The following is a 12,441-nucleotide window of genomic DNA, read 5'->3' as shown; positions in this document are numbered from 1 at the left end:
TTCTTATGATGCTTAAAAGGAAACGTTCTCATAAACAACCAAAAGCATCTTTCTTTTTGATTGTGTTTTCATGATGATGCATAATAATTTTTTGAACTATATAATATTGTCTGTTTATCTAAAAACTTGTATGCGCCTTAATAATGAAAAGGATACCTGTCCTTTTTACGAAGTTAATAAGGAAACGTTTTCATGAACAACCAAAAAATATTTCACTCAGTGATTACGCTTTCATGATTGTGCATGATAACTCTGTTGAATATACAATATTATCTAGTTGTCTAAAAACTTGTATGCATCTGAACAATGAAAAGGATATCATACCTTTTCTTTGTTCACAACCTATCTTTCTTTTGGAATTTGTCTTTTTTGTTACAAAAAAAGCGATGTATTTCGTATGAAATACATCGCTTCCAAATTAAATATAGAACTTTATAAGAGATGATGAATTATTCATTCGGTTATTTAGATGTTTTAATCCTAATTTGACTGAATTCTATTGGTATATAGTATTTATTATAAACCACAGGGTATTTATCGCTGATATATACACTTTCTAAAATTAAATCAAATTCCTCCCCGTGGAAAATTTGATATTTTAATGATGGGGTATTGGCGGAATTAGAACGTTTAATTTCAATGGTAGAGGAATTAGCAAGTTCATATACTTTCTCCTCCAACATTTCCAATACTTGCTTCTCGTTATGCAAGTCAAGGTTTAATTTTGAAACGGCTTCTATTGGCATCATGGTGAAAGCAAATGCTACTATCTTATCGTGATTTTTATACCATCGTTCCAATGCAACCACCGCGGTCATCTCTTGATTTAATACTTGCATTGCATAGTCCGTTACTAGGTCAATTCGGAAATTAAGTTCGATAGCATCTATTTTTTCTGCATAGCATTTATATAAGGGATTCCCCAACTTCTCCAAGCCATCGCTACTTTCATTATGATGAAATTTTGTAATGAAATTTCCTTTTCCATGGATATTTTTAACCAATCCATCTTCCTGTAAAAGCGCTAACGCGTGTCTTAATGTCATTCTGCTTACACCAAAGATTTTAGCCAATTCAGGTTCTGTTGGAAGTTGACTGTCTAAAGGAAATGTTCCATCCATAATTAATTTATATAATTGGTCATACACAGTGACGAATAGTGGTTTTTTTTGTTTATTGAGTTCGTGAAGTTTATTGTCCATGTTTTTATACCTCTATAGTTTTTCCAGTTTATGACTATAAAGTCCGTTTCGTCTCGTTTATGGTAGATTATTTTCATTTTCTATATTCAACGACCTTTTAGGACGGCTTCTTCGCTTTTATTTGTTTTCCAATTAGTTGTTAATAAATTTTTCAAACACAAACCCATAATCTTTCACGTTATATTGTTTTTTCGTGTCAACAAGCCAGTTGAAGGCAATTTGATTCATTTCTTTAAATTGCTCTGCTAAATTAAGTTGGGCGTTTGTAATACGGCTAAATGTGTTCGAAGCCATGTCTAAGCTTTTTTGAGCGTATTGTAATGTAATATCATTTTCATAGGAAATTTCCTCAATTTTGTGAAGTGCTTTATATAAGTCTTTAAGCTCTTCGATGTGCTTTTTATGAACATCAATTGAGTAATATTCATCTCCCATATGAAATTTAATTTCTACATCTAAATCAATGGTACCAGCAGTTTCTAACGTTACATTTCTAATTTGATATTTGCTATAGCTAAAGCGTCGTAGTGTGCGTTTTTTACTCGTTGCACTCGTGCCATCTAAGTGAATTAACCCTTTGTTTGTAAAACAATACTCATCTGATTTTGATTTAATGAGAAAATAAATCTTTTCACCATCTTCATGCATAACATAATCGTCGGCATCGACTTTATCGTAATCTTTCGGTGTAATCACAGAACCTACATCGCTTAATCCGAGAACATCAGCAGCTACTTTTTTGAACATAGGTATCATCCCCTTCAGTTTTTGAATTCTGAATTGCATGAAATTATTTTAACATGATTGAAAGAGGAGCGTTTAAGTTTTATTTTGTAATCTTACAATTCTGTAAGGTAAGTGTAAGGAAGTTCGATGGTAACAATTGGTCAGTTCTTTATAATAGAGGTAACAAAGATGAAACGAGGAGGAAGAAAACATGAAAGGATTAATTGTAACAGCTTTAACGGTAGCTTTTGGGTTTGTTGCATATGAGAAGTTAACAGATGTAATTGATGTTGTAAAACATTTAATGGCATAGAGAGAATGGTTATGAGAGGGAAAGGGTAGATGAATGGAATGGTTATTCGGAATTATAGGTATCTGTAGTGTTATACTATTGTTATTTGTTCCTAGCGGAATACTGAGTTCTACTACAAGTTTATTTTTTATGTGTGTACTTATCTGCATTATGCTTATTATTATGTTTCTTATGAAACAAAGTAAGCCGATCTTCTTTTTTAGTATGATTGTTGTTACAATTATTGTTCTCCAAATGATTACTCTTTTCTTATATCCTACAATTATAAAAGCTTTCCATTAATGCGAAAATCCTCTGCGTCATTTGCTGAGGTTTTTTTTATATAATAAAGATTTTCTAGTGTGAATTTTTTATTTTAATCATAAAAGTTAAATATTTTTATATTTCAAACAAATGTGTTTGGAAAGTTGTTTTCTTAACAGTCATTTGTTATATTTACTTTGAAGAGATTTAAAATCTAAAAAAAGAGGCGGACGTATGGATAAAAAAGAAAATACGGTCGTATTGTTTCCACAGTTGTCAGAGCGTTATATTGACCAAGGGTTTATGGCGCTGCGGGAGCGGAAGTTCGAGGATGCATTGCGCTGTTTTGAAATATTACGTCAGTATAATGGAGAAACAGAACAAACAGAATTAGCTTCGGTTATTTGTTTATTAGAATTAAAGCGAATGGAAGATTCAAAAGAGCGATGTGAGAAGTTGCTTGAAACAGGAACAGTTTTGTTTGGGGATATTCTTGAAACATACGTGACAATTTTAGTTCAAACAAATGATTATGTAGGTGTAATTGAAACTGTTGAAGAAGTTTTGCAGAAGAAAGAATTGACCGTAGAGCAAAGAGAGAAATTAGCACAGCTTGCCCAGTTTGCGGAAAGTATGCTAAACGGCGATGAAACAACACTGATAGAATCCGATTTTGATCTGGAAGAATTTTCGGAGAATCTATTTGTGGAAAGTTTTGGGCAGCAATTGCAGGTAATTAATGCTCTTTCAATTAAGAACCTCGAAAAAGCTTTGCCAGCTTTACAGAAATTTCTTATTGATAGCACGCGACATCCGTATTTAAAAACTTCTATTATATACAAAATGGTAGAAAAGCGTATAGAAGAAGAAATAGAAGTAGAGAAATTTGGCGAAAAAATAATGGTTATCCCAGCTCATTTGGGTCATAATGATGAGTGTTCGAAGCGGGTTATACATATATTATCTAATCGATTAGAAAATGATCATCCAGATATATTTGAGGCAATTATTACATATTGGAGAGAGATGCAAACTAGTATTTTCCCGTTTCCATTACTAATGGATAAGCACGAAGTGTGGGCAGCTGTTCTAGAGCGGATCGGGAGAAAACGTTTCGGATTGATCATCGATGAAGAGGCCCTTATGGCAGCGTATAATATTACTGTTGAAGAGTTTCATATTGCTTATCAATGGTTTTTACGCGTGGAGAGGGAAGGACATTTACCCGTATAATTATGAAAAAGAATCGTTCAGTTATTGAAACGAGAATATTCTATGTTATAATGTAAGGGTTGCAAAAGGCAGAGTTCTGCCTGTTTGTAAGAGAAGAGGAGTGCAATTCTCTTACTTAATATGTTTCATATTATTCTCGAACAAAATATACCGTGTTTGTCTTATAGACAAATAATAGATTGAGATCTCGCATGTCTTAAGGCTTATTGCTAGAAGATTAGAAAGCCTGAATAAATTGGCTTTCATGCTTTTTGTTGTTTCTAAAAAAGAAATAATAGGAAACTCAATCTGTAGAGGTATGTGCATACATTATTATAGTTGGAGGGAAAGAATAAATGGCTGCAAAATGGGAAAAATTAGAAGGTAACGTTGGCGTTTTAACAATTGAAGTTGATGCTAAAGAAGTAAACAACTCTATCGACGCTGCGTTCAAAAAAGTAGTAAAAACAATTAACGTACCTGGTTTCCGTAAAGGAAAAATGCCTCGTCCGTTATTCGAACAACGCTTTGGTGTGGAATCTTTATACCAAGATGCTTTAGATATTATCTTACCAAAAGCATACGGTGAAGCAATCGATGAAACTGGTATCTTCCCAGTTGCTCATCCTGAAATCGACATCGAGAAGTTCGAGAAAAATGAAAACTTAATCTTCACTGCAAAAGTTACTGTTAAACCTGAAGTAAAATTAGGTGAATACAAAGGACTAGCAGTAGAAAAAGTTGAAACAACTGTAACTGACGAAGATGTAGAGAACGAATTAAAATCTTTACAAGAGCGTCAAGCTGAGCTTGTTGTTAAAGAAGAAGGTACTGCTGAAAACGGCGATACAGCTGTAATCGACTTTGAAGGTTTCGTTGATGGCGAAGCATTCGAAGGCGGAAAAGGCGAGAACTACTCTCTAGCAATCGGTTCTGGTACATTCATCCCTGGTTTTGAAGAGCAATTAATTGGTCTAAAAGCTGGCGAGTCAAAAGACGTTGAAGTATCATTCCCAGAAGAGTACCATGCAGAAGAACTTGCTGGTAAACCAGCAACATTTAAAGTAACAGTTCATGAAATTAAAGCAAAAGAACTTCCTGCTTTAAATGATGAGTTCGCTAAAGATGCAGACGAAGAAGTTGCAACTCTTGATGAGTTAAAAGCAAAACTTCGCACAAACTTAGAAGAAGGCAAAAAGCACGAAGCTGAGCACAAAGTTCGTGACGAAGTAGTAGAAAAAGCTGCTGCTAACGCTGAAATCGAAATTCCAGAAGCTATGATTGAAACTGAGTTAGATCGTATGGTTCGTGAATTCGAGCAACGCTTAAGCCAACAAGGTATGAACCTTGAGCTTTACTACCAATTCACAGGTACTGATGCTGATAAGTTAAAAGAGCAAATGAAAGAAGATGCACAAAAACGTGTAAGAATCAACCTTGTTCTTGAAGCTATCATTGAAGCTGAAAAAATCGAAGTTACTGAAGAAGAAGTAACTGCAGAAGTTGAAAAAATGGCTGCAATGTACAACATGCCAGTTGACGCTATCACACAAGCTCTTGGAAGCTTAGATGCTTTATCTGAAGACCTTAAAGTTCGTAAAGCTGTAGACTTCTTAGTAGACAACAGCAAAGCTGCATAATAAAATAACAAGGCGCGATTTTTTGATCGTGCCTTGTTTTGTAAATATAGCTATAAATATATTTACAAAACTTTTCGATGAAGAAGGAAATGATCCTTCTAAAGTCGAATATACATATTTCAAAAGTTTTAAAAATTTTTTATTTGTACATAACTAGTCATATTATTTGTATTTCTCGCCACGTAGTGACATAATATGTATTTACATACGATACATTTATCGTGTACATACGAGGGCAAGAGATTAGCACTTTGTAAGGGGTGTGAAAATATGTTTAAATTTAATGATGAAAAAGGACAATTAAAATGTTCTTTCTGTGGTAAAACACAAACGCAAGTCCGAAAGCTTGTTGCTGGTCCAGGTGTTTACATTTGTGATGAATGTATTGAGCTTTGTACAGAGATTGTGCAAGAGGAGCTTGCGAAGGACGAAGAAGTAGAATTCAAAGATGTACCGAAACCGGTAGAGATTCGTGAAATCTTAGATGAGTATGTCATCGGACAAGATAATGCGAAGAAAGCATTAGCGGTAGCGGTATATAATCATTACAAACGCATCAATTCTAACAGCAAAATTGATGATGTAGAATTAGCGAAGAGTAATATCGCCCTTATCGGGCCAACGGGTAGTGGTAAAACATTACTAGCTCAAACGTTAGCGCGTATTTTAAATGTTCCATTTGCAATCGCAGATGCAACATCTCTAACAGAAGCTGGATATGTAGGTGAAGATGTAGAAAACATTTTACTAAAACTTATCCAAGCAGCTGATTACGATGTGGAGAAAGCGGAAAAAGGAATCATTTATATTGATGAGATTGATAAAGTGGCACGTAAGTCAGAAAATCCATCAATTACACGTGATGTATCTGGTGAAGGGGTACAGCAGGCACTTCTGAAAATTTTAGAAGGTACTGTAGCAAGTGTACCGCCTCAAGGTGGCCGTAAACATCCGCATCAAGAGTTTATTCAAATTGATACAACGAATATCTTATTCATTTGTGGTGGTGCGTTTGATGGCATTGAGCCAATTATTAAACGTCGCCTTGGTGAAAAAGTAATTGGATTTGGTTCAGAGAAGAAAAATGCTGATGTAAATGAAAAGCATGTTTTATCTCACGTATTACCAGAAGACCTTTTACGCTTTGGTTTAATTCCAGAATTTATTGGTCGTCTGCCAGTTATTGCGAACCTAGAACCACTTGATGAAGGTGCTCTTGTTGATATTTTAACAAAACCGAAAAATGCGCTTGTAAAACAGTTCCAAAAATTATTGGAGCTTGACGATGTTGAGTTGGAATTTGAAGAAGGAGCACTGATTGAAATTGCGAAAAAAGCAATTGAACGTAAAACAGGTGCCCGTGGACTTCGCTCTATTATTGAAGGCTTAATGCTAGATGTAATGTTCGAGCTTCCATCTCGTAAAGATATCGAGAAGTGTATTCTTACAAAAGAAACAGTAGTGGACAATGCACCGCCAAAATTGGTGTTACAAGACGGTACTGTACTTGATACAAAGACATCTGCATAGTGAAAAAGAGAAACAGCAATTTTTATAATTGCTGTTTCTTATTATGTTTAGCACCTTTCCTCCCAGGAAATACTAAATGGTAAAACATAGCGGGAGGAAATGAATTATGAGCTGGACAAATATATTCTTACTTGTTCAACTTGTTTTTGGTGTAATTGTCGGATTGTATTTTTGGCATTTGCTCAAAAACCAGCGAACACAAAAAGTTTCAATTGATCGAGAATCGAAAAAAGAATTAGAACAACTTCGCAAGATGCGCGAGATTTCTTTGACAGAACCGCTTGCTGAAAAAGTACGTCCTACGTCTTTTTTAGATATTGTTGGGCAAGAGGATGGGATTAAATCATTAAAGGCAGCACTTTGTGGACCAAACCCACAACATGTTATTATATATGGACCTCCTGGAGTCGGAAAAACAGCGGCAGCACGTCTGGTGTTAGAAGAAGCAAAGAAAAACCAAAAATCTCCATTCCGTATGAATGCAACATTTATTGAACTGGATGCAACAACCGCTCGATTTGATGAACGTGGCATTGCTGATCCGTTAATAGGATCAGTGCATGATCCCATTTATCAAGGTGCAGGTGCAATGGGACAAGCGGGAATTCCTCAGCCGAAAAAAGGTGCTGTAACAGATGCGCATGGCGGCATTTTATTTATTGACGAAATTGGTGAATTGCATCCAATCCAGATGAATAAAATGTTAAAAGTATTGGAAGATCGCAAAGTGTTTTTGGAAAGTGCATACTATAGTGAAGAAAATTCAATGATTCCAACATACATACATGATATTTTTCAAAAAGGATTACCAGCAGATTTTCGCTTAGTTGGAGCAACGACTCGTTCTCCGGAAGACATTCCTCCTGCCATTCGTTCTCGTTGTTTAGAGGTTTTCTTCCGTGAACTTGATACGGAAGAAATTCAAAAAGTAGCAAAGAATGCGGCTGAAAAAGTAAAGATGGAAATTGGAGAGCAAGGTATTGAACTGATCGGAATGTATGCAAGAAATGGAAGAGAGGCCATTAATCTTGTACAAATTTCTGCAGGGATGGCAATAAATGAGGGACGCTCATTTATTAAAGATGAGGATATTGAATGGGTCGTTCATTCTAGTCAGCTTACTCCGAAATATGAAAAGCATATTTATCCAATTCCGAAGATTGGTCTTGTAAATGGTCTTGCAGTATATGGACCGAATACAGGGGCACTATTAGAAATCGAAGTAACGGCAATTCCAGCTACGGACAAAGGTACGATAAATGTTACAGGAATTGTGGAAGAAGAAAGCATTGGTAATCAAACGAAATCAATTCGTCGTAAAAGTATGGCGAAAGGCTCAGTTGACAATGTTTTAACAGTTCTTCGTTCTCTCGACTTGTTACCAGAAGGGTACGATATACATATTAATTTCCCTGGTGGTGTTCCAATTGATGGGCCGTCGGCAGGAATTGCAATGGCAACAGGGGTATATTCAGCGCTTCATCAATTGTATGTGAATAATGAAATAGCGATGACTGGAGAAATAAGCATTCATGGAGAAGTCAAACCAGTAGGCGGCGTATATGCAAAAGTGAAAGCAGCGAAAAAGGCAGGAGCAAAAAAAGTTATCATTCCTGCTGAAAACATGCAGCCATTTCTATATACGATAAAGGGTATTGAGATTATTCCTGTTCGAAAACTAACAGAAGTTTTTGCGTTAACATTCGTTCAGGAAAAATTACATCGTGAAATCGATGTGCATCGCAAGCTAGATGAAGGTGATGTGCAATCGATGTAAAATGAAATAGGATTCTAAGAAGTGATTTCTTTTTGGATAAATGCGAAATAGAACATATAATATTTGCCAGACTTCGTTTAAGTTTGTATGCTTAAGCGAGGTCCCTTTTTTCTTTTATGGAAAGGAAAAACAGGAGATTTGCAATTGCAAGGAATCTCTGTAATTGCATCAAGGTGTATTGTAATATAAAATAGTTGAACAGGAGTTTAATTTATTATGGAGGTGCTATGTCTAGTATGAATACGAACGAAAGAATTGTGCCCCTCCTACCATTAAGAGGCGTTCTCGTATATCCAACGATGGTTCTGCATCTTGATGTAGGACGTGATAAATCGATACAAGCACTAGAGCAGGCAGCAATGGATGAAAATATCATCTTTTTAGCAATGCAAAAAGAAATGAATATCGATGATCCAAAAGAAGATGACATATATAGTGTGGGTACAGTAGCGAAAGTAAAGCAGATGTTAAAGTTGCCAAACGGTACGCTTCGTGTCCTTGTAGAAGGTTTACATAGAGCAGAAATAGTAGAATTTATTGAAGAAGAAGATGTAGTAAAAGTTTCGATTCAAACAGTAACAGAAGAAGAAGAGGGCACTCTAGAGGAAAAAGCTCTTATGCGCACGTTGCTAGAACATTTCGAGCAATATATTAAAGTTTCGAAAAAAATATCGAATGAAACATTTGCAACAGTAGCAGATGTGGAAGAACCAGGTCGCTTAGCTGATTTAATTTCTTCCCATTTACCAATTAAGACAAAGCAAAAGCAAGATATTTTAGAAATTATATCAGTAAAAGAAAGATTACATACACTTATTTCCATTATTCAAGATGAACAAGAACTACTTAGTTTAGAAAAGAAAATTGGACAAAAAGTGAAACGTTCAATGGAGCGTACGCAAAAAGAATATTTCTTGCGTGAACAAATGAAGGCAATTCAAACCGAGCTTGGTGATAAAGAAGGTAAAGGTGGCGAAGTAGAAGAACTTCGTGAAAAAATCGAAGAGGCAGGAATGCCGGAAGAGACGAAAAAAGCCGCTTTAAAAGAATTAGATCGTTATGAAAAGTTACCAGCAAGTTCTGCAGAGAGCGGTGTTATTCGCAATTATCTAGATTGGTTATTAGCACTTCCGTGGACAGAAGCAACAGAAGATATGATTGACTTAGCACATTCTGAAACAATTTTAAATAGAGATCATTACGGTCTTGAGAAGGTGAAAGAGCGTGTGCTAGAGTATTTAGCTGTTCAAAAGCTAACCAATTCTTTAAAAGGACCAATTCTTTGCTTAGTTGGCCCTCCAGGTGTTGGAAAAACATCTTTAGCACGTTCTATTGCAACATCGTTAAATCGTAACTTTGTCCGTGTCTCTCTTGGTGGTGTTCGTGACGAATCTGAAATTCGTGGTCACCGTCGTACATACGTTGGAGCAATGCCGGGCCGTATTATTCAAGGGATGAAGAAAGCGAAAACAATCAATCCAGTCTTTTTATTAGATGAGATTGATAAGATGTCCAATGATTTCCGTGGTGATCCATCCGCTGCGTTACTTGAAGTATTAGATCCAGAACAAAACCACAACTTTAGCGATCATTATATTGAAGAGCCTTATGACTTATCTAAAGTAATGTTTGTTGCAACGGCAAATACACTTGCGAGCATTCCAGGCCCGCTTCTTGATCGTATGGAAATTATTTCGATTGCTGGTTATACAGAGATTGAAAAGGTGCATATTGCTCGTGAACATTTATTACCGAAGCAATTAACAGAACACGGTTTGCGAAAAGGAAATTTACAAATTCGTGATGAAGCACTTCTTGAAATTATTCGTTATTATACACGTGAAGCGGGTGTTCGTACACTAGAGCGTCAAATTGCAAAGGTTTGTCGTAAAGCGGCAAAAATCATTGTTACAGAAGAGCGTAAACGTATTGTTGTAACGGAAAAAAATATTACAGACTTACTTGGGAAACATATATTCCGTTATGGGCAAGCTGAAACGAAAGACCAAGTTGGAATGGCAACTGGTTTAGCGTATACAGCCGCTGGCGGTGATACATTGGCAATTGAAGTATCTGTTTCACCAGGAAAAGGGAAATTAATTTTAACAGGGAAACTTGGGGATGTTATGAAAGAATCCGCACAGGCTGCATTTAGTTATATTCGCTCTCGTGCAGAAGAACTTCATATTGATCCAGATTTCCACGAAAAGAATGACATCCATATTCACGTTCCAGAAGGAGCAGTTCCGAAGGATGGTCCATCAGCAGGTATTACGATGGCAACAGCTCTAATTTCTGCACTAACAGGTGTACCTGTAAGTAAGGAAGTAGGGATGACCGGAGAAATTACGCTACGTGGTCGTGTATTACCAATTGGTGGTTTGAAAGAAAAAACATTAAGTGCTCACCGCGCGGGCTTAACAAAAATTATTTTGCCAGCCGAAAATGAAAAAGATTTAGATGATATTCCAGAAAGCGTAAAAGAAAACCTTACGTTTGTGCTTGTGTCTCATTTAGATGAAGTATTGGAGCATGCATTAGTAGGAGTGAAACAATGAAAGTAACAAAAGCAGATATTGTCATTAGTGCTGTTAAACCAGAACAATATCCAGATAGCGACTTACCGGAAATTGCATTAGCAGGTCGTTCTAATGTTGGGAAGTCTTCCTTCATTAATAAAATTTTAAATCGTAAAAAGTTAGTACGTATTTCTTCTAAACCAGGAAAAACGCAAACACTTAACTTTTTCTTAATTAATGAAATGATGCACTTTGTTGATGTGCCTGGTTATGGATATGCGAAAGTATCGAAATCAGAGCGAGCGGCATGGGGTAAAATGATCGAAACATACTTTACAACGCGTGAGCAATTAGATGCGGCTGTATTAGTAGTTGATTTACGTCATCCGCCAACAAACGATGATGTCATGATGTATGATTTCTTAAAGCATTATGAAATCCCAACGATTATTATCGCAACGAAAGCTGATAAAATTCCGAAAGGGAAATGGCAAAAGCATTTGAAAGTTGTAAAGGAAACTCTTGATGTCGAGGCTGGCGATGAAGTCGTTCTATTTTCTTCAGAAACAGGACTTGGAAAAGAAGAGGCGTGGAAAGCAATTCATAAATTTACAAAAACAAAAAACGTGTGACGATTTGTCGCACGTTTTTTGTTTTACTTATAGTACAGGTTCAAAAGGGAAGATATAGAGTGCGAAGAAATGCGAAAGCTATCTTTACTGGACTTTTTGGACATCCTCTTACAGTACGTTTAATGTGATTTCAAAATTTCCTCTAGTTGCTTTTGAATATGGGCATACGTCGTGTGCAATATGAAATAATTTGTTACATTTTGGAACAATCATACATATTTTTCTGTATGATGAAAGAAGATAAACAAAGATAGTTTTTCTATTTCCTATGGAATAGTTTCCATCACTTGATTCTGACAAATTTTTTTGGTAACGTACAAATAGAGTTGTTATTTTATAATGATTATAAAGTAAGATGTACATACATTTTGATTTTCCAACATATAAGTTGCTACTATAAAGAGCAAAAGATGATCTTTACTTACTTGCTCTTTTGTTTTTACTTGGTATTAGAAAGAGGTTCTGATTGCTTCTATGCATGGCCGGATGCTCTCACCCACCTAAAGGTTAGGTTTTTATGTCGGTTTTTCAATTTGTATTTATATAGTTAGCTGAGTAACGTATTTCTTACTAGATGTGAAAATCCGAAAAATAATTTGTCGATGTTCACACGATTGTCAGATTCATAACAGGAAAGTTGTATTATG

Annotated in this window: 9 protein-coding genes; 7 read left to right on the top strand and 2 right to left on the bottom strand. The window is 35.8% G+C overall.

Annotated features, from left to right (window positions below; translation table 11 throughout):
- Positions 1–461: 461 nt before the first annotated feature.
- Both M014_RS0121600 and M014_RS0121595 read right to left on the bottom strand, forming a co-directional pair.
- Complete coding sequence (locus M014_RS0121600) at positions 462–1,202, bottom strand: GntR family transcriptional regulator (protein ID WP_026593542.1); 741 nt, start codon at positions 1,200–1,202, stop codon at positions 462–464.
- A gap of 132 nt (positions 1,203–1,334) precedes the next feature.
- The gene (locus M014_RS0121595; RefSeq protein WP_026593541.1) at positions 1,335–1,949 is read right to left on the bottom strand and encodes a PH domain-containing protein; all 615 of its coding nucleotides are present in this window, start codon (positions 1,947–1,949) and stop codon (positions 1,335–1,337) included.
- Between the two features lie 325 nt (positions 1,950–2,274).
- Between M014_RS0121595 and M014_RS0121585 the strand changes: the two genes are divergently transcribed.
- From M014_RS0121585 to ysxC, 7 genes are all read left to right on the top strand, one after another.
- Positions 2,275–2,523 carry a hypothetical protein gene (locus M014_RS0121585; RefSeq protein WP_026593540.1) on the top strand — a complete coding sequence of 83 codons (249 nt, stop codon included), beginning with the start codon at positions 2,275–2,277 and terminating at the stop codon, positions 2,521–2,523.
- A gap of 195 nt (positions 2,524–2,718) precedes the next feature.
- Entirely contained in the window at positions 2,719–3,717 is a 999-nt protein-coding gene (locus M014_RS0121580; protein ID WP_026593539.1) for a hypothetical protein, read from the top strand.
- Positions 3,718–4,052: 335 nt separating this feature from the next.
- A complete protein-coding gene (gene tig / locus M014_RS0121575) occupies positions 4,053–5,336 on the top strand; it encodes a trigger factor (RefSeq protein ID WP_026593538.1) in 1,284 nt (427 codons plus the stop codon).
- Positions 5,337–5,606: 270 nt separating this feature from the next.
- Positions 5,607–6,866: an ATP-dependent protease ATP-binding subunit ClpX gene (gene clpX / locus M014_RS0121570; protein WP_026593537.1), complete on the top strand. Its 1,260-nt coding sequence runs from the start codon at positions 5,607–5,609 to the stop codon at positions 6,864–6,866.
- 106 nt (positions 6,867–6,972) lie between these two features.
- Positions 6,973–8,643, top strand: coding sequence for an ATP-dependent protease LonB (gene lonB / locus M014_RS0121565; RefSeq protein WP_026593536.1), 1,671 nt, complete (start codon positions 6,973–6,975; stop codon positions 8,641–8,643).
- 227 nt (positions 8,644–8,870) lie between these two features.
- Positions 8,871–11,201 carry an endopeptidase La gene (gene lon / locus M014_RS0121560; RefSeq protein ID WP_026593535.1) on the top strand — a complete coding sequence of 777 codons (2,331 nt, stop codon included), beginning with the start codon at positions 8,871–8,873 and terminating at the stop codon, positions 11,199–11,201.
- Positions 11,198–11,794, top strand: a complete 597-nt coding sequence (ysxC, locus tag M014_RS0121555) for a ribosome biogenesis GTP-binding protein YsxC (protein WP_026593534.1) — start codon at positions 11,198–11,200, stop codon at positions 11,792–11,794. Before lon ends, ysxC begins: the two co-directional genes overlap by 4 nt.
- Positions 11,795–12,441: the final 647 nt, after the last annotated feature.

The sequence above is a fragment of the Bacillus sp. UNC437CL72CviS29 genome, assembly GCF_000482345.1.
In the GTDB taxonomy this organism is placed as follows: Bacteria; Bacillota; Bacilli; order Bacillales; family Bacillaceae_G; genus Bacillus_A; species Bacillus_A arachidis.
The sequence above is the reverse complement of the archived record's forward strand: the minus strand, read 5'-3'. Positions and strand labels throughout refer to the sequence as shown.